We start from the raw sequence: 20,368 nt of genomic DNA on the forward strand, positions 1-20,368 counted from the left end.
GGCCATTTCCACCCGATCATACGACGCGTGTGAATGTAACCAGACCTGAAACGATTCTCGGATCTCGCTTGCGATGATCGCAGACCGTCGAAATTGCACGCCAAGAACATGTTGACCTACTCATCAGACGCGCCTTGAGGCGCCGAGCCCGCGGCTGCTCCATTTTGCGCATTCCCCGCCGGAAGCAACAGCATTTCAGGGCGAGCGACTGGGCGCGCAAACAATTCGGTGCTCTGTGGCAAATTGCGTTGGAAGTGGTTAGCGAGGCGAAGGGCTGTAGCGGTGGGGTTCGTCGCGGCCGAGGCCTCCGCAACAGATGCGCGGCTGGGAGAGATACGATTTAGCAGCTGCAGCAGTTCCCAATCGCGCAGGATCATCGGAGCGACTACGGCATCGCGGATTCCGAAAATCATCCGGCGCACCGAAGCGCCAGTTCCGGTGATGCCATCCTCGACCACCATGATCAAAATGGGAGCGTCGAGGTCCAGAAACGAAGCAACGTGCGTATCCGCCTCCAGTGCTTGTGCCAGCGCAAGATTCACTAGCTGATGGCCAACGCCCAGGATGCGACCAGTTGCGCCTTCGTCTTTAAGCGTTCGGTCGAAGACAAGCCTGCTGTAGTTTTCGGTAACGCTCCAGGATTGTTTGCGCCAACCATCTGGCGCTTTGAACGTGATGCCCTCGGCTTCTCGAGTGACGCGACGGCCGTTCGAGCGCAGGGCACCAATAAAGAAGGCCTCCAGGTCCGGCAGATCCACCTGGGGAACGTCCCGGCCGACGCCCTGAAAATCAAATCGGGCGACGTTGCCGTAGAGATCTCGCGCTGTGTCGATCACATCCTTTCCGCCAAGGGTCGCCGTCTTCTGGTCGAACCAGTGCTTCAAGCCGTCGTCGCTGCGCCCTTGGGCCCCAGCGTACAGGTCGGTGAAAAGTCCTTCGCCCGCGATACCGATGACAAGATTCGTTATGTCTTCGCTCTCCTCCATGACGTTCGAAAGAGCGGCCTGAATGCGCTGTAGCTTCGCATTGAGTAAGTCCCAGATGCGGGATTCGACGGTATCCGGATTGCGAAGCAGGAAGACGTTGACCTCCGACTTCTGGCCAAAGCGGGAAAGGCGTCCGACCCGCTGGTGGAGCCGCATGGGGTTCCATGGCATGTCTACATGGATAAGGATTGAGCAGCGCTCCTGAAGGTCAATACCTTCACCTCCCGCCTCGGTCGAAATCATGAAGCGGACTTTGCCTGAATTAAAATTGTCCGCTGCGGCGTCACGCGCGATGCTTAGCGCGACGGTCTGTCCAGAGGGGCTGATAACGCCCTCGAGCCGCTCATCGCCATTAATGAACGAACAGCTGCCGTGCCCGAATCTAGCTTGCAGGGCATTTACCACAAGCGCTTGTGTCGCCTTGTATTCGGTGAACAGCAGGACCTGTTCACCGGACGGAAGCTCGTCGTCGAGAAGCTTGACGAGCCTTGTGATTTTCGTCTCTTCCGACACCCGTTTCGCCAACGCGATCAATTCGTCCAGACGCTCGATCTCGTCTGTGACAAGTTGAACATCGGTCGCGGCAATATCTTCATCCAACAGCTCTGTGTCGCCGTCCGGAAGGTCCTTGAGTGTAGCGGTAGCCCCAGCAACCAGGCTGGATAGTTTATCGCGCCGCTTCGTCAGTGCGCTCCGGATTGCGGCAATAGAGCTCGCGGCAAGCTTCTGTAGCGTGATCAGAACCAACATGCGGGCTGTCTGCTGTCGGCCACTTAGTGCGCCTGCATAAGCTTTGCCGTCGACGATAAAAGCGCTAATGGTCTGGTAGAACTCCTCTTCGGCGAGACTGTATCGGTAGTCGCGAGTTGAAACCGTGACCGGTTTGAACAGGCGGTCTCCCTTGAGATCGGTGACAGTTGCCTTGTTATTGCGGATAACGGCCTCACGCAAATGCGGCAGTTGCTCTGCGCGGTCCTTCTCGCGATCGAACAAGTCCGGCCGCAATAGCTGCATCAAGCCGAAGAAGCCGTAATCCTTGCCACGATGCGGCGTTCCGGTGAAGAGCAGCAGCGAGTTGATTTGTCCTCGTTGTTGCATTTCAGCGAGCAAAGTGTACGCAAGGGTGTCACCTATTCGTTCATCGCAATTGAGATGATGCGCCTCGTCCACGATAACGAGGTCCCACGGCTCTGCTTCAAGAAGACGTTCGCGTTTGTCGCCCTCATGCCGCAAGGTGTGAAAAGAGGCGACCACCGCCGTTGCCGTATCCCAGAAGCTATTGCGGGCACCGTCGATAGACGGCGAATAGCGCTGTAGGCGGATGTCAAACATTGCCTTTAGCCGGCCTTGCCATTGCGGCACCAGCTTGGCCGGGGCGAGGACGAGGAGGCGTTTTACCTTGTCACGCGCGATCAGGGGCATCAGAATCAACCCCGCTTCGATCGTCTTGCCTAGGCCAACATCGTCGGCAACCAGCCAACGGAAGGGCCACGTTCTCGTCACTTGCCGGCAAACCCATAGCTGATGTGGAAGGATCTGAACGCGAGAGCGCGAGAACACGCCCCACTGGTCATTGATTGATGTGATCGCAAGCGCTTGGGCGCGCAGAAGTGTGGCAGTGGGATCGCCGAGACGCGCCGCAGCCAGTGCGGTGGAAAGGCTCTCGATTGGCGTAAGCGAACTAGCCTCGACGCGCTGCAATTGCCCACCAAAGTCGACCGTGACCAAGTCGTTGCGTTGGTATTCGACGACGCCGGCTCCATGCTGTGGATGGCGTACCGTCGCGCCCGGATTGAATGCGCTGGTCATTCCGCTGCCTCCAACGAATCGTCTTCAGAGTCGTCGCCCTCCCAGCGTCCGACACCCGGAACATCTTGGATGTCACCCAACGCAAGGCATCGCTCCAGCGCGGGCCAATTGCGCTTAAGGGTGACCAACTGGAGCGGTAAATCGAGGTCCTTCTCTAGGTACTCCCTGTGTTTGTCCGGAACACGTGCTTTAATGAACTGCGATACTAAAACGCTCGCATCCATCGACGGTCGGTCCTCAAGCTGAGCGCCAAGCCGCCGGATCACCAACGCGCGGAGCCGTCCTGTGGTAGCCCAACTGTAAGACGCCACAAGTCCGGCTGCACCGTCTTGGTAGATCCCAAGTCGAATGCATTCGCGTAGCAGCCAGTTGACGCCAATCCCGAGCGTACGGACGAGCGGAGCCGCGTCGATGCCAGCCTGCTGCCAAATTGGAGAGAAGCTCGGCGTAAACACATCCGAAAGCCGAACCGAACGATTTCTCTCCAGCACGCGTGGGAGAAGCTCGAGAATCCTGGTGTACTCTGGAAGCCAACGCGCGATCGTGTATAGATCCAAGAGGGCGCGACGCCAGCGCCAATGCGTGATATCGGCCAATGTCGAAGCAGACCATGAGTTTAAGCGGGCCAGCCAAATCTCGGGATCTTCGGGTGGCCGTGACTGCGCCAGCTCGGCCCACCAACCCTGCTGCAAACCTTCTTCCACGAATTTCCTGTGCTGTCCGTCCTGAGTGCCTCCAAAATTCTGAAACGCAGCTAACGCGAACAGAGTGAACCACGCCTGTCGATCGTGCCAGCCAGCGAGCTTCTGTCGTTCCCAGGCGGAGGGATAGACCGCACGTTCATACTTCGCAATTTCCTCGATGCGATTTTGCTCCCACCACGACCAGATTGCGTCGAGCACCCGCTCTGGCTCCAGCCGCTGCGTTGGAGTGTCGTCAGGCGGCGTAACCAGCTGCGGTTCACGTTCGAAATTTCGCAGCACCGCACGGAGTTTGTTCTGATCATCTCGGTTCCAGCCGATCGTGAGCGGGCCGTCCGCTATGGTGTCCAGCGGACAGAGCCATGTAGGCGGAGACGCGAGAATACGACGTTGCAGCTGCCCTGTATCGATTTCGATCAAATAGCGCAGGACGGCGACTTGGGCCGATTTCGCGTGCGCGCGCTCGGCCCATGCTTGCATCAATTCTGGCCGAGGTGAATAGCCAGACTCCTGGCGGGCAAGCTCAACAAATTGAAGGGCCTCACCACTATAATCGTCTGAAAGTTTCCGCTCGGGAGGCGCAAACGCCGATCGAAGGACTTCTGCTCTATCGCCGCTTTGAGAGATTGTAAGTTCGCTCACTGGACGCCAATCGCCTTTCACATCTTTGAAAAGCGCGACGCTAACTTGCCTCCGCAGGCTGGTGTACTCTGTGGCGAGGGGTTGGTTGACGATGGTGGACTTCGACAGAACAGTGCCTAGCTGCCTCGCGTGCTGCACCTCGACCCTAGATCGCACCGACGCGAACTCACGTTGAAGAATCGCAGTCATGGTAATCGGCTGAAGGCGATCGAACCCAAGCTTACCTAGATCGCGTGCGGTTTCCTCGGAAATGAACTCTCCCGAAGCCGCCATTACCGTCGGCCAGTTTTGAATGGATCCGAGAAGCTCGTTGTCCTTGAGTGCGTCGGCAAGGTAACCTCTTGTTAGAGATGCGCCGGTGAGCTGTTGGAAAGGCGCGCGGAGCCTGGATGGCACGACGGAGGCTCGGGCGGCCAGTGCTGCCAGCCCGCCTCCTTCGGCATGCAACTCGCGAGCGATTTGATCATCCAGGTCGAGGCGAAAGAGACTCCACAACTGCTTCCAGAAGAGGACAGGAGTAGCATCCTCGATCGCCAAGCCGAGAGCGGCGGCAAAGCTGCCCCAATCTGTCGCTGCTGCGGCATGAACGAGAATTAGCTTCTCTCCGAGCGCTTGCCCTAAGCGCCGGAACAAGGTTTCGGAATTTCCGTGGAGTTCGGCGCGACTCGGCGTAAGTGGGAAAGGGCCGTTCAGTAACCAGCCGGAACCGATCTTTTGATCAAGAGGAGCCACGTGCCACAGTCGCGGCGCGCCATCGGGAAAGGACAACGGGCCTGTCTCGTCGAGCTTTACGACGAGAGTGTATCCCTCGCCGAGATCAAATCTCAGCGCCGAGAACGAAGCACTTCCCTCCATTTTAACATAGCGAACGCCGTCGACGCCCCTAATTTCGGAATCGCTGACAAGTCGCTGGGTGAAAGGCCTAGCATCATGCTCGATGTCGATGTGGCGGATAGCCTTTGCGAATAGGGGTAGATAAGGAGCTGCGGCTTGAAAGGTTTCAACGGCCTCACGCCCACTCGGCCCCTGCCCAGCAGCATATGGAACATCAATGATAGTGGCAGTGGTGTTACGACGGTAGGTTTCTGCCTCGGTGACGCCCTCAGGCCAAGAATGCGGTAATAGGCCTCCAAACGTTCTGAGTGAAATCAACCCTGATGCGATACCGACCGAGTCGGTGAGCCCATGAACGCACTTGAAGCCGAGTCCGAACTTGCCGGTTACACCATCTTCTGGGCGCTTGTCGGAAAAGTTCAGTACCAGCATGTTGACAAGATCGCGATCGTAACCTCTCGCGTCGCCAAACTGCGCATCCGCACCCCGGTGGTTGATCGGTCGACCCCAATGAACCACACGTAAGTGGCTCGCGAATGCTTCCAGACGGAAGCCGCGAGCATTCTGTCGATCATCGGCTTGCCAGCTTGCGTCATCGGCATTCTGAAAAAGTTCTAAAATTACACGGCGGCTGTCGTACCCGAGCTCATTGAGTTTGGCGCGGACGAGCTGCAGTAAGGTCTCGCAAGCCGCAGGGTTTGAAGTGATCGAATTCCACAGCGTCTCCTCAGAGGCCTGACGTTCGTTGTAGCTTGTGCTGAGTGCCAGCCGGCGTCGCTCGGCGTCACGGTACTCCTGCAATGCTCGCCCAAGGGCGTCATCCGGCCTTGCCTTCAGCGGCTCAAGTATCGTTGGGAGTCGCTCGCGAAGCATGGCTCTGGTCTGATCTAAAAGGACTTGCGACGTGCGACTGAAGCGATCGAGAAGAGCCTCAACCGCTCGTATCTGTTGGTCGCTAGAAAGCCAAAGGCAATCGCAGCTGATAAAGCGAATTAGCTTCTTTGTTGATGCGATCGCGTGGTGGGAGTCGAGCCCGACACCATCTCGAAGTTGAAGCGAAAACACGGTAAGCGTGCGACCGTCGGCCAGGCGGTGCTTTGCCCCGATCGTGTGGCGATTGCCAACAAGAAGTTCGGCGCCGCCAACTGTCGTCGCGGTAAACGGGTTGCCGGCGAGAGATATGGCCTCGACCCGATCGTCCTTGACCGGGACTACAATGAAGCGTCGTTGTTCTACTTCAGCTTCAAGATTCACTCGGTGGAGGGACGGGTTGATCTCTTTGTCGATTGTTTGGACCAAGAGATCGGGCGTGACCGCCGCGTCTAACGCCCACGTTATTGCAACCTCCTGCATTTCGCGGAATCGCCCAACAAGCGCCAGATACATAAGCGCGAGTTCGGCTGGAATCCGATTGCGGAAGTGCTCGATGAATTCACGGTGACCTTTCGCCGAAATTTGGTCGAACTCGTGCTCTCCTGACGGTACCCGCGGGACCGGAGCATCGAGCACGGTGCGTCGCGCTCCGGCGTCGGGCGACGTCGATCTGTCAAGCTCGGCTTCGGCACGTCGCAGGGGCTCGGCGAGATTGCCCTGCAACAAGCACTCCGCCGAGAGGCCAGCGCCGTCCCGGGCCACCTCGCTGGCAGGTTTCCATGTCCCAGCTATGGTCGGGACGCGAATTTGCTCGAAAACGACTCGCTTCTTAGCAGTGCTGCTGAGGGCGAGGTCGCAAAATGCTCGGTTGTAGGTCCTCCTCGCTGCCTCACTCACCCTGCCGACGTCTTCAGCATGCGTTGCGAGTGTTTCGAGGGTCTCCGCGAGTAGAGACGATTTATCATCAGCAACTGAGATGAAGACGGTGAGACAGCCTTCGGCCCTGATGAGATCTGCCACTTGTGCTTTGAGGAGCGCGGCTGCAAGTGGCCATCCTGGGAGCGGCAACCGCACATCGGCGCATGCGAGCACTTCGAGGTCCCGTTTCGCGGTCTCAGCGGCGCCGGCAGCCTCATAGCGCATAGGAAGTCCGACAAGAGCGGCACAGTCGATCTGCAGCGCGAGCTTCTCGAGGGATTCAGCGAGGCTGGGCAACACCCAAGCGGTTAATCGCGAATAGGCGCGATGATCGCGCACCGATTTTGAAAGGGCGGCTTGTGGATACCAAGCGAGATCATCAGGTGTCCCGAGGGCGGTATTTGCCGCCTCGCTGACTGGATCGGGCAGGCAGAGGATCTCATCAGGCCGGACGGTCTGGCCTCCGACGGCGAGCCAACTCGTTGAGCGAAGCCTCTCGCGAAGCGATTCGTACAAAGCACCGTCGCGCATCTCAAGGTCGGCGATGGCGTCCAGTATGGCGACGCTCAAACTAGCTGGAGTGGGTGCGCTGAGCGCAGCGGCCAACTCGGCCGCCGCATCATGCGGAGCAATCAGACGTTCCTGTCGATTCCGAGCCTGCGGATCTCCCGAGGAGCGGACACGTCTCATGAACGGTCGTAATACGACCGGAATTGGCCGTTCGGAGACAAGACAGACCGTCTCATCGATGGCAACGGCCGAGCCATCCTCGAGCTGATGCATCGGCAGTCGTTTGAGCAAGCCATCCGAAACGCTGGACGTGAGCAACTTGTCCGCCTGTCGCGCTGTGATCTTAGGGGCAGGGCCTACCGCAAGCGCCTGTTCAAGGCGCGATTCGAGCGCGTGTGCATCGAATTGTTGAAGACCGATTGCCGTCGACTGAAAGGCGGCGAGCCGATCCGTCAATTCACCGTCTGCAATGAAGGCCGTATGATCGCGCGCGAGCAAATTCTCTGCGAGCTCCGCCAACTCGGAATCTTGGCACCGATACACGGTCGCATGCGTTCCGGCTTCTGGGGCTCCAGTCAAGAGTCTGCGCATTGCGATGAAATACTGCTCGGAAGATGCCCAGTGTTTGCACAACAACTCCACTAGGCCAACGCGGTCGCTCGCGTCCGCGAACTGCATCGCGTCGTTGACGAAGGCCACCGCTCGGGGCACGTCCAGTGTACCTTTTCCCTCATCGGGCCCGAGTACAGCTTGCACCAAATCTTTATCGGTTGTCAGGTATAGCTTAAGCGCGGGAAGAGCAGTGAGTACCGGCTTCAGATTGATATTTGTGAGGCCCTGCCGCTGAAACAGCAGGCCGGAGCGACTCAGATCGGCTAGGTCGCCGAGGGAAAGGATCCGCCGCTCGTCGCCAGGCTCCTCCGCGACGGGAAAAACAGCAATATCGCGGAAGGCTGGACTGGACGCCAGACTTGAAAGCAAGCGACCGCTTGCGCGGATTAGCTCTACTGCGGCTCGCGCGGCCCTCTCGAGCTGCGCGCCGCGCATCTGCGACTGCAGGGCACCCAACATGGTCGCAAGCGCGCCCTCATCCGGAATCACCGATCGGTGCGATTCCGGCAGCCACGCCTGCTTCACTGGGAGGGGCTCTTGGCCGGTGCTCGCAAGGACACGCAAAACGTCAGCGCCCGCTGCCAACTCGGACAGGCCGACGAGGAACCGGGCCGGGACGTGACGAAGAATGCCCGCAATTGTGTCAGCTTCAGCGAATGTGCCCTCGCCAGACATCGCTCGCCTCAACTTACGGCAAAGCGCACGCCCAATCTTTTCGCCGGGAATCGCTGGGCAGACTCCGTCTAGGAACGTGTGGAGAGCCTCGGCAAGCGCTCTATTCTTGAAGACAGTCGGAGACATGAAGTCCAGGAGATCGGCAATTTCCGTAGGCTCCCAACCCGGATCTTTTTCTCCCAGACATTTTATTTTTCCGGGACTTGCACTAACCAGTGCCAAATTACGGGCGCGGGCGAACGAGATCAGTTCTGGGAATAACCGCGATAGCGTTTCTGGCCGCGACAACAACGAAGCGGGAAGTGGTCGCAACCCGGCTTCACACGGAACCGTACGCCATGAGAGCCTCTCTCCTTCCCACACCTCGCCCAGCTGTTGTTTGCTGGCGATTGCGGCGCGGTGTTGCGAAAACCAGGGCTCGGCAGCAAGCGCGCTTACAACGCTGGCGATTTCAGCACCGTCAAGAATGTCATTCTGCAGCGCGTCAATCAGCAAGCCTGGCAAAAGTGGAAGCGTGACACGGTCGCGCACCATTTGATTCCACTCGACACAAGTTTCGGCGTAAGTGGAGGCGGACATCCCGCTCGATTCTGCAAATCCATCGATTTGCCGGCGACCAGAATCGATAAAGAAGTAGCCATGGAGGAAGAGGTACAGGTCGATCGGCCGCCTTTCGTCCGAAATACCAATCGGGATTGTAACTTGAGCTTCTTCGCCTGTAGGGAGGAATACTCCCCAGTGAATCAGAATTCGGGATTGAGTCCCGTTGTGCCGTACCAGAAAGGCGGCGCCATGCGGTTCCGCCTTTTCAGGCACTAGTCTATTGTTGAGCGTCCAGGTATGCGGCCAGCCCTGACGGGTCTTAATTTCTCGAAAGGCAATGTCGTGGGACAGCGCCTGCCGGGCGCAAAAAGCGGACGAAAAATTCTTCTCTCGTTCGTCGATGTGCACGGCGCCGCCGAAGGGGGCCCGGTCTGGGGCTGATCCAGCATGCTCCGCGGAAACTCGAGCCAAGTGTGGCCCTTCACGGTTGAGCGAGAGCAATGCACGGCCGTTGTCCCAAATGGTTAGTCGCTGGAGGTGCCTGGCTGCGGATAAGACGGTGGCCAACATCGGCGTGTGCGTAATTTCCCCGAGCAAATCTTGTTGTTCGAACATCCATTCGTCGAAGCGACCTGCCGACAGCACGATGTTTTCCCGCCTGAGGGGAAGCCAAAGAGCGAGGTGCGGGCCTGCGAAGGCTATCGGATCGATGTACGGCCTAAGGTGATCGGCCACCCCAGTCAGGTTCTCCCAAGCTTCTGTCTGGGACCGCGTTTCCTGGAGGCCGTGGAAGGGGCTTACGATGAAAGGTTCGAACTCCTCGGCATAGCCGAGCGGCACTACGATGAAAGCGTCGCACACGTGAAACACAGCTTTTTGGCCGAGGCCAAAGCGGCCGGCCGATCCAGCATCTTCTGTCTTGCTCGTGGCTGACAGCGTCCGGATTCCGCGCTCGTTCTCAGCGGTAAAGTGGCCATTGTTGACGATAAGGAGGGCTGGCCCCCTCAGAAGGGGATTTGAAGCATCCTGTTGGCCAGGGCACAGGCTAAGCGCCATCGCGTGTGCGCCCGCATCGTCCGCATTTTGGATCAGTTCCTTTATGATCGACAAACGCGTCCGGTAACGGTCGCGCAGATTACGCTGGATTTCGATGATCTGTGTTCTTGGGTCATCAAAATAGGCAGGCATATCTACTCCGAAGTCTAGCGCGTGAAGCTTCGCCTTTAGCCTGGCCGGCTGCATAATCGTGGTAGATGTCAAAAGCTGTCATCGGGTCTAGGGCAGTGCATGGAAATCTGTTCGCTGATGATGTTCGATCATTTTTCGCAATGCCAAGGGTGCCAGAACCTCGACCTGGTCGCCCCACATGTAGAGATGCCAGCACATCTCGAGGTGCCCAGACGCATTGAAACGCACCACTAGCGATCCGTCGGGTTGGTCCTCAAGTATCTGTGCCGGGTGAAAGAGAAAGTCACGGGCATGAGCTGCAGCTGATGGCTTGAATTTCCAGACTACTTCGTCAAACTCCTGCTCGTTTTGAAAAGCGCCAAAGGCTTTTTGGGCATGTTGGTCGATATCGAAATTCTGGTCGCGTTCGAAAAATTCGCCAGTGAGTTCTGCACTCTGGATTTTGTCCGCCACAAAGTAGCGGAGGGGACCGTCCGGATCGCTCAATGATTTTGCGACCAGATACCGTCGCATTCCTATCAATACGCCATAAGGCTCAACTACCCGCACAGTTGCCTCGGAGTTGCGTCGTGAGTGGTAGACGATTTTCAAGCGCTCCGAGCCTTTCAGAGCCATCGATATTTTCGAAGATATTTCAGGCGTCAGTCGCGCGGTTGGTCCCGGGCGGGCCGCAAGACCTTGCGCTTCAAGCAAGGCCTCATGATCCGTCTCTAACCGGGCGATCTTATTGTGGGGCACAAGAGCCAATATTTTTTCTCGAAGGCAGCGAAGCTGATCAGCTTCCATACCTAGGGAGTTTCTTTCGAGAGTTTCGATTGATAGGTCGAGTGCGGCCAACTCGTCAGGCGTGAGCGTCAGGAGATCGCGCAGCGCTCCGGTTTGAAGCCGCCAGCGCTTGTTGCCGTTCTCGTCAAAACTGGATTCAGTGTCAGGAAATTGCACTTCCAGCGTGTGCAGGATCCGCTGCGCCGTTCGCTTGGAAATACCCAATCGCTCGCCGACGTCATTTAGAGTGACGCCCATGCGGCGGGATGCTACGAAAGTCGCAAGCTCCAGCAATTGCTGGGCTTTCTCGAAAGACATGGACCCCCCTGAGGGGTGACACATATTGTCACCACCCGCCTATAAATATACCGTGCACGGGGGGGTTGCACGTGAAAATCGAAGGCCAAGATATCTTGCTTTCCGCATCGGACCTGATGCGGTTCATGGGTTGCAATCATGCGACCGCGATGGATCTTCGTTACATCAGGGGGGAGCCGCTCGTTCCTGCGGAGGACTCCGAAGATGCAAAGATCCTCCAGAAGCAGGGTGACGACCACGAATTAAGATTTCTCTCCAGGCTAAAAGCCGAACGTCATTCAGTTATCGAATTTAGTCGCCAGGAGAATTTAGGCGCAGCAGCTCGAGCGACGCGTGAAGCCCTCGTCCAAGGAGCAGAGGTGCTATTTCAAGGAGCATTCCTTTCTCCTCCATGGGGCGGCTGGTCCGATTTTTTGATTAGGACTGAAAAGCCCTCAACGTTGGGAGGTTTTTCATACGAGGTTGTCGACACCAAATTAAAACGTAAGCCAGATCCGAAGCATATTCTGCAGCTTGTTCTCTACTCTGACCTCCTGGCCAATATTCAAGGCTGTGAGCCAGACCAAGCCCACATTGAATTGGGCAATGGCGCTCGCTTCTCATTTCGGCTTCCTGAATATGCTGCCTATGCTCGTCACGCGCGCGCTCGGCTTGAACATTTCGTGGCCCATCCAACCTCCACTTTTCCAGAGCCCGTTAGGATGTGTGGGCTCTGCCGTTGGCGGGAGGATTGCGACAAGAAGTGGGAAAGTACTGACAGCCTTGCGCTTGTGGCAGCAATATCTCGAAGCCAGCGGCATAAGCTGCTCGCATCCGGCGTGACAACAATGACTGAGTTAGGGCGGCGCTCCAAACGCGTTCCACGCCTGGCCGAAGCGACGTTGAGGAAATTGGCGCTGCAGGCGCGTCTGCAATCTGCAAGGCGCGCCGGAGGTCCCCCAACGTTTGAACTGAAGCTGACCGCTCCCGACCGTGGTCTCGCTCTACTTCCCAAGCCCGATCCCGCTGATCTGTTCTATGATATCGAAGGCGATCCCTTTTACGAAGGCGGGCTCGAATATCTCCACGGCATCTGGTTCTCGAGCAGCGGTCATAGTCGGTTTGAAGATTTTTGGGCGCACAATCGCGCAGAAGAGGGAGAAGCGCTCCGTCGGCTCATGGCTTTCTTTGAAAATCGCCTCAAAGAGTTTCCCAAGGCTCATATCTATCACTACGCCGCCTATGAAATATCTGCTTTGCGCCGCCTGACCAGCAGTCATGGGATCGGCGAGGCGCTATTGGATCAGATGCTTCGGGAAAACCGGTTCGTCGATCTCTACACCGTCGTTTCCGGGGCGCTCATCGCATCAGAACCAAACTACTCTCTCAAGAGCCTTGAAGCCTTTTATATGGAAGAGCGAACTGGCGAGGTTAAGACCGCCGGGGGGAGTGTTGTCGCATACGAACACTGGCGTGAGACCGGAGATCCGAAGCTCCTCGAGGAGATTCGAGACTACAATCAAGTTGACTGTATCTCGACGCAAAAGCTTCGGGACTGGCTTGTCTCCTCAGTAAGGCCGCCGAGTATGCCGTGGCGACCCATTGGCGCGAAGAGCAACCCTGGAAATTTTGATCTCGTCGTGGTGGACCAAGAACAGGCGGCAGCGGATGCTCTGCGAGAAGAGCTCAAGGTGGTCGCCGGTCGCTGCGGCGATAGGGTGGCTGGTCTATTGTTTGACCTTGTTCATTTTCACGACCGCGAAAGAAAACCAGCCTGGTGGTCCATATTCGATAAAATAGGCAAAGAGCCCGAGGAGCTTGTCGACGACTTAGAATGCCTTGGAGATCTCACTGCGAAATCGCGTGCTGTCGAAACGGGAAGATCGTGGGAGCGTACCTATGAATTCCCGGAGCAGGAAACCAAAATCGAACCAGGTTCTTGCCATGTGGAGTGGAATGGTCTGCCGGCGCCTGTCACTGCGATGGAGATCGACCAGGGGCGACGAACAGCCAGGGTGAAGTTTCCAAAGACTAGGTTTGCTGCTGCCCCTGACCAGACATCAATACTGCCTGGGCCGCCGCTGAATACCGATGCGATTGAGACCGCGATTGAGCGCGTCGTTACCTCCTTCATCCGTGATGACGGGCGATATCCGGCCATCTTGGATTTCATTCTCAAGAAGAAACCACGTTCCTCAAATGGAGGCAGTCAGTCGGCGTTGATCGATCCAGCCATGCCGCTCGTGCCTCAGATTGTAGGTGCGATCGATGGCCTCAAGAGCACTGTGCTGCCAATACGGGGGCCTCCGGGCACGGGCAAGACTTACGTTAGCTCCTGCGCCATTCTTGCTCTGGTAAAGAAGGGAAAACGCGTCGCCGTCGCCTCCAATAGCCACAAGGCCGTCGACAACCTGCTCTATGCAATTCTCGATCGCGCGGGCGAGGCTGGTGTGGATATCACGGTAGCGAAAAAAGGTGGGGATGAAGTCGCAGACGCCTACTCGGATCGAATGTACCAAACAGAGAGCAATGACGATGAGATTCTATTTGAGGCTTCGGTGGTTGGCGGCACGGCTTGGTTGTTTTCTCGAGCAGGTTTCGATGCAAGCTTCGACTACCTGTTTGTAGACGAGGCTGGACAGGTCTCGGTTGCCAACGTTGTAGCGATGGCTACCTGCGCGAAGAACATCGTGCTGGTCGGTGACCCTATGCAGTTGGCTCAGCCACTACAAGGTGTGCATCCCGGAGAGAGTGGTCTTTCCGCGCTCGAATACCTGCTTGCCGGCCACAATACGGTACCCCCTGACAGAGGGATCTTCCTGCCGGTATCTCGTCGTATGCACCCTGATGTTTGCAGGTTTGTTTCCGACATCGTCTACGAGGGGCGGCTTACGAGCGACAAGGGCGCTGCTAACCAGAGAATCCTTGATTATTCGAATCTGTCAGGTGTCCGCTTGATTGAAGTTCCTCACGTCGGAAATAGCCAGTCGTCGACGGAAGAAGTCGCCGCGATTAACGAGGAAATCAATCGTCTCGTTGGCGCGAGGTTTCGAGATCGAGATGGTATAGAACGGAGCCTGGATCTTGCCGACATCCTTGTCGTCGCCCCCTACAATCTACAAGTCAACTTGCTCAAGTCGGGGCTCCCGGCCGGTGCTCGCGTGGGTACGGTCGACAAGTTCCAAGGACAGGAGGCGCCGATTTGCCTGGTATCTATGACCACGTCATCCGGTGATGACCTTCCGCGTGGCGTAGATTTTCTGTTCAGCCTTCATCGTATCAACGTCGCCATATCGCGAGCCCAAGTTCTTGCGCTGGTGTTCGCCTCGCCGCGGTTGCTCGAAGTAGCCTGCACTACAGTTGATGACATGCGGCTCGTGAACAGTTTATGCGCTTTGCGGGAGTATGGGAGGCAAATTGTTGCAAGCTGACGAAAGGTCTAACGGCGTTTTCTCCGGGAAAGTTCAATGATTGGCCGCCATGCAGATTCAGTCCTCAAGCCGCGGGCTAGACCGCGAGCTTTGATCGATCCGCGCCGCCTCTTGTACCGCAATGGCGTACGGCAACAGCCGACGAGCGGCTTCCATCACTTCATCGATGATGCCGGTCTGATCTTCAACGGGCTTCCTGAAGTCGATGGGCGAGACCTTGGTCGACAAATGTAGCGTACCTTTGTGAACATCAATCGATAGCGAGCCGGGTATGTTATTTGTCAGAGCTGTGCGTGCGATGGACTTCCAAGGTCCTTCGCAAACGAGAGTGACGGCCGAGGATGTAAAGCTATGTTTGAGTCGCATGTGAGGTGGAAAGTCTCGACCCTTGAAGTAGTACTCCTTATCATTCCCCTCCTGGACCGTTAATTCGAAATCCTTGAACTTGCTCAAGACATATGCGCGGTAACTTTGCTTGAAACGACTAACATCGCTCGCTCCCGCTTCTGATACGCTGCCGGACTTGGTCACGAGAGTGACGCTTGCGACGTATCCGTCCGGCCCATTTCGGGGAGGCTGCAATACGCCAGCGGCTACCGCATGGCCAACGCACCCCTTGTCCATCCGGCGGTTCTCTCCATTGAAGTTAAGGAACACAGGAACGTGCTCCGACCCGAGGTGCCAGGCTATGCTTCGCAATAGCCCTTCAAAATACGCTTGCCGCTCCGAGTTTTCTGCCGGACTCGTTTTGCCTAACGATTCTACGCTGAAAGGTGATGTCGAGGTCACGAAGACATCGCTGCCTTCCTGTCTGACGTAATCAAGGGGGATGAAAGTCCAAGTGGCCATGCGCTACTCCAAAGTAGCTGTTTCGGAAAAATCACTTCGGGAGATATCCCAATTAGAAATCTCCTTCTTAATTACAGTCAACTTTGCAAGGAATGAAGATGGGTCAAGCTGACGACATTCGCCGGTTCGTCATAGATCGCTACATAGCACCCGCGCGCGCCCGCGGCGAGCGAAGGGTATCGATCAGAGCAGGTGGTGTGCATCGCGAAATGGAGTTGGAGAATGCAATGCCAGCCGTTTGCAGCGCAATCGGCAGCAACAAGTTTGCAGCGGAAGCTGGCGCGCGAGAAATCTCGAGGGATGGACCAGCTAACAGCTCAACTGTCATGTTTACTTTTGAACTTAACGAGGAGGCTCCGTTCAGCGTGGCCACCGCAGAGGCTGAACTGCGCACCCGGTACGGTGCACTGGATGTCGACAGCGACAAGATGGCTTCCTTCGTCCTCCCCGATGGGCGAGCGATAGCGCTCCAAAGAGACATACCCAGGGTGCAGCTATGGCTGGAGGACGACGAGCGTACTGCTCCGGCCGCTGAACAGAGATTGTACGAACCAAATCAGGGCAGGCACTCGAATCTTCCGAACCGGCTCAAGCATGAGCCGAACCAGGAGTTTCGTGGCCTGGGATATCCAAAGCGGGTGAGAAGCGTGCGACTGGAGAGCGTCTCTCAGCTAAGGGATGTCCTTCGTTGGTACGAAAATCAAGCCGGAAAAGCCGACAATGAAAACATTGAGACCAATGGTGGGGAGCAGCCTGTGCCGCAGCTAGAGGCAACCAATCTGATACTTTATGGACCTCCGGGTACGGGCAAAACCTACGCCACTGCAGAAGAAGCGGTGGCGCTTTGTGATGGCAAATTGCCTGAAGGGAGCAATCGGCAAGAGGTTATGGCGCGATTCAACGCCCTCAAGGAAGCTGGTCGCATCGCATTCGTAACGTTTCACCAAAGCTACAGCTATGAGGAGTTTGTTGAGGGGCTCAGGCCGGAAACCGATCCGGAAGACGGCGAACAGGCGGTATCTGCAGGATTTCGCCTGAAGCCTAAGGATGGAATCTTCAAACGCATATCAACACTGGCTCAGCAGGCAAGTTATGCTCGATCGTCAACCGTGCAGCTTGGGCATCCCAATTACTTCAAGATGTCGCTGGGAGTGGCCAACGAAGACGACGACGTATACCGCGAGGCAATTGAGAAGGGATATATTGCGCTCGGTTGGGGAGGCGATATCGATTGGAGCGATCCTTCCTATGAGGACTTCAACGCAATCTTGGAAAAGTGGCGGGCAATCAAGCCAGGAATAAGCAGTCACGGCGGCGACGTGGTGCAGACGTTCTGTTTGCGCAACGTGATGAAGATCGGCGATATCGTCATCATTTCTTATGGAAACGGCCAGTTTCGCGCGGTCGGCCAAGTGACAGGACCCTACGAGTTCGCAGCAGATGCAAGTCAGTACCGTCATCGTCGCAAAGTACGATGGCTGCGTGTACTGGACCGGCCGCTGCCCGTTGAATCGATCCTGACAGCCAAATTCGGCAGGCAGGCCCTGTACAAGATCGATGAAAAGAAGGTCAATCGTGCCGCGCTCGAAAATGTTCTCAGCGAGCAAGGCAAGCCGGAGCCTGGCCACCCCGGCCAGGCGCTCGTTCCATATGTTCTGATCATCGATGAGATTAATCGAGCCAACATCTCGAAAGTCTTTGGCGAACTCATAACTCTCATCGAGCCCGATAAGCGTGTCGGCACCACAAATGGGCTTACCGTGACGTTGCCCTATTCGGGGGAAGCTTTTGGAGTGCCGGCAAATCTGCACATCATCGGGACTATGAATACCGCAGATCGCTCAATTGCTCTCTTGGACACAGCGTTGCGCAGGCGGTTCCGATTCAAGGAGCTGATGCCGAACCCGGCGCTTCTATCCGATAAGATCGAGGGAATTGATCTCGGGGTCGTCTTAAGCAGGCTCAACGAGCGAATAGAATACCTCTTTGATCGCGAACATCAGATCGGCCACGCCTATTTCATGGGTTGCAACACGCGCGAGAAACTTGATCTCGTGATGCGCGACAAGGTCATCCCTCTGCTTGCAGAGTATTTTTACGATGACTGGGAGAAGGTCAGACTGGTGCTCGGGGAATCAAGCGACCAGGGGAGCTTTATCGATCGGACCAGACTGCCGCGACCTGGCACCATATCGGATGAGGATGGTCTGGATCGTTTCCGCTATACGATCCGTTCCACCTTCGCCGGAAACGCTTATGACGGCCTGAGGTAATGATCCATCGAACCGTAAAGGAGTGGGATTATTTGCCGATAGAGGCGGCTTCTAGCGGGCCACACGCCTTCACACGGCCTCTTGCTGATCGCCTGCTACGAGTCGCCGGTGCGGCGAATCTGGGAGGCGAGGAGAGTAACAAGGTGCTGGTTGATGGGTCCTCAAGGCTCCGCGCTCAGCAGGTTGTCGGAATATTGGTGGCAAAGGGGGTAACACTTGAGATCCTTCCGAAGATTGAGGGAACGGCAGAAGATCAAGCGATCCGCCGAAGTCTTATTCACATGCTATCTGTTGTGCTTGACTTGGACATCTCAGCTGGCTCCGCGGCCAATGTGGACTGGCAGAAGGAAAATCTGCTCGAGATACTGATTCGTCTATTTTGCGACAAGCTTTTTGCGACCCTGCGACAGGGAATGCCACGGAGGTACGTCGGACATGAGGATGACTTGCCGGAGCTGCGCGGAAGGCTTGACGTGTTGCGCCAATTCACGGTGCTGGCGGCAAGCCCGCAGAGACTGGCGTGTCGATTTGACGAGCTCAGCCGAGACATTGCTCTAAATCAAATCATAAAGGCAACGATCATTCGCCTCTTGGCAATCTCTACCAACGCTGAAAATCAAAGACGACTGATCGAACTGGCATTCGCCTACGAGGATGTCGCGACTATGCCGGCAAGGTCTCTCCGTTGGGATTCGGTCTATCTAGACCGCACAAACGCGCGTTGGTCTGAGCTGCTAAGATTTGCCAGGTTGGTTCTTCAGGGCCGCTTTCAATCGACAACGACAGGAGGTTTCGAGGGAATTTCTCTTCTATTTGAGATGAACAAGCTGTTTGAGGAATTCATTGGGCGAATGCTCAAAAGTTTGTTGCGCGACACGGACCTGAGCGTTCACCTCCAAGGTCCGCTGCGCCATGCATTGATCGACCGGCAGACTGGTGCGCGCCGTTTCGCAACCCGGCCTGATATCGTCGTCAGTCGAGCTGGGAAGCCTATTCTAGTGGTTGACACCAAATGGAAGCGACTAAGAGGCGCAATTGAAGATCCGAAACGAGGAGTAGGGCAGGCAGATATCTATCAGATGATGGCCTACGGACACGTTTACGATTGCAATAGGCTGATGCTGCTCTATCCCCATCATCACGAACTGGCTGAACGGGAGGGTATGGCGGCTATACTCCAGATAGCAAACAAGCCGGACGAATTGATCGGAATCGCGACCATTGGGCTTGCGGACCCCAAGAAGGCAAGATCGTCGCTGAGAGCGCTCCTTTTCGATACGGGAACGCCCTTCGACTTGGCTGCCGCACAGCTAAGCTCTGCACAGGCTGGTTTTGCTTCAGCATAGAGTATGAGATGAAGACCAGTCCATGTCAGGAGCAGCATAAATGGCAAGGCCACACGACGCTTTGCTGAATTTTGCAAGGCTGAAGGAGAAGCAGCGTGCGGTCCGAGCTGACTTTCCGTCGTCTCTGACCCTGCGGGTACATCGAGCCATCAGTTGGTTGGGCCGGGCGGAGAATGAGGTCGAGGACGCTGACGTCCGATTCATTCTGCTGTGGATCGGGTTCAACTCTGCATACGGTTCCGATATAAGTTCGGCGATCAATAGCGAGCGCGGGGCATTCAAGGCGTACTTCGACGCGCTGGTTGGCTTGGACGTCGATAACCAGATCTATGGGGTTGTCTGGAAACGCTTCCCCCACGAAATACGGCTGCTGTTGGACAACAAGTATGTCTTCGCTCCGTTCTGGAACCATCACAACGGAGTGCCTGGTTACTCTGACTGGGAGCAACGTCTGGCCGCCAGCCAACGCGCCTTGGCAAGCACGCTCGCGCAGCATGATACTTCACGCTTGTTGTCGATCGTCTTTGATCGCCTTTATGTACTTCGCAATCATCTGGTACACGGTGGGGCGACCTGGAACAGCGCTATCAATCGCGACCAGGTTCGTGATGGCGCGGGTGTAATCGGCTGGCTGCTTCCGATCTTCATCGACATTATGATGGACAACCCGCAGCAGGAGTGGGGTCCCGTAGCCTACCCGGTTGTTGAGTAAGGAGACCTTTGCAACATCACTGCAACCATACGACGGGGCGATTGCGGCGGAAGCCAAGTCCAAAGAGTACATTCTGTTCATGTCTGGTGGCTCAGGCAAACTACCCGAAGGATCTTGAGCGCGCATTTTCTCAATGTCAAATGACCCAAAATACTGAGCGAGCAGAAAACAAAACTCGACGATAGAAACTGATGAGCCGCTACCGCATCATCGCGCAGTGCTTTCACGGTGAGCTCGACATTGCCGAGGCAATGGTGAAATCCCACGTTGCATGCAACTGGCCGAAGTTCTCGGGCGTCAGCTGCAAGATCGACGATGCCGTATGTTCGTTAAGATAGGACGGACCGCAAAACCCGTACCGGCAGGTGGTCCACGCACGATGCCAAAACAGCCGGATACCATGA

Annotated in this window: 9 protein-coding genes; 5 read left to right on the forward strand and 4 right to left on the reverse strand. The window is 56.4% G+C overall.

What is annotated here, in order from left to right; all coding sequences use genetic code 11:
- Window positions 1-116: 116 nt before the first annotated feature.
- From PMN64_RS00305 to PMN64_RS00315, 3 genes are read right to left on the reverse strand one after another with little or no spacing between them, the layout of a single operon-like run.
- Window positions 117-2,795 (reverse strand): DEAD/DEAH box helicase, encoded by a 2,679-nt coding sequence (locus tag PMN64_RS00305; protein ID WP_411779171.1) that lies wholly within the window; start codon window positions 2,793-2,795, stop codon window positions 117-119.
- Entirely contained in the window at window positions 2,792-10,363 is a 7,572-nt protein-coding gene (locus tag PMN64_RS00310; RefSeq protein ID WP_411779172.1) for a sacsin N-terminal ATP-binding-like domain-containing protein, read from the reverse strand. The genes PMN64_RS00305 and PMN64_RS00310 overlap by 4 nt, the downstream gene beginning before the upstream one ends.
- Before the next feature lie 15 nt (window positions 10,364-10,378).
- Window positions 10,379-11,374, reverse strand: coding sequence for a helix-turn-helix transcriptional regulator (locus PMN64_RS00315; protein ID WP_411779173.1), 996 nt, complete (start codon window positions 11,372-11,374; stop codon window positions 10,379-10,381).
- Between the two features lie 71 nt (window positions 11,375-11,445).
- Between PMN64_RS00315 and PMN64_RS00320 the strand changes: the two genes are divergently transcribed.
- Window positions 11,446-14,784, forward strand: a complete 3,339-nt coding sequence (locus PMN64_RS00320) for a TM0106 family RecB-like putative nuclease (protein WP_411779175.1) — start codon at window positions 11,446-11,448, stop codon at window positions 14,782-14,784.
- Window positions 14,785-14,841: 57 nt separating this feature from the next.
- Here PMN64_RS00320 and PMN64_RS00325 read toward each other — a convergent pair whose 3' ends face one another.
- Window positions 14,842-15,633: a hypothetical protein gene (locus PMN64_RS00325; protein ID WP_411779176.1), complete on the reverse strand. Its 792-nt coding sequence runs from the start codon at window positions 15,631-15,633 to the stop codon at window positions 14,842-14,844.
- 98 nt (window positions 15,634-15,731) lie between these two features.
- Here PMN64_RS00325 and PMN64_RS00330 point away from each other — a divergent pair, with 98 nt between their 5' ends.
- From PMN64_RS00330 to PMN64_RS00345, 4 genes are all read left to right on the forward strand, one after another.
- Window positions 15,732-17,906, forward strand: coding sequence for an AAA family ATPase (locus tag PMN64_RS00330; RefSeq protein ID WP_411779177.1), 2,175 nt, complete (start codon window positions 15,732-15,734; stop codon window positions 17,904-17,906).
- Between the two features lie 143 nt (window positions 17,907-18,049).
- Window positions 18,050-19,252 carry an McrC family protein gene (locus tag PMN64_RS00335; protein WP_411779178.1) on the forward strand — a complete coding sequence of 401 codons (1,203 nt, stop codon included), beginning with the start codon at window positions 18,050-18,052 and terminating at the stop codon, window positions 19,250-19,252.
- 40 nt (window positions 19,253-19,292) lie between these two features.
- On the forward strand, window positions 19,293-19,964 hold the full coding sequence (locus PMN64_RS00340; RefSeq protein WP_411779179.1) for a hypothetical protein: 672 nt from the start codon (window positions 19,293-19,295) through the stop codon (window positions 19,962-19,964).
- Window positions 19,965-20,155: 191 nt separating this feature from the next.
- Window positions 20,156-20,302: a hypothetical protein gene (locus PMN64_RS00345; RefSeq protein WP_411779180.1), complete on the forward strand. Its 147-nt coding sequence runs from the start codon at window positions 20,156-20,158 to the stop codon at window positions 20,300-20,302.
- Window positions 20,303-20,368: the final 66 nt, after the last annotated feature.

Origin of the sequence: Bradyrhizobium sp. UFLA01-814 (assembly GCF_046718885.1) — a bacterium.
Classification (GTDB): Bacteria; Pseudomonadota; Alphaproteobacteria; order Rhizobiales; family Xanthobacteraceae; genus Bradyrhizobium; species Bradyrhizobium elkanii.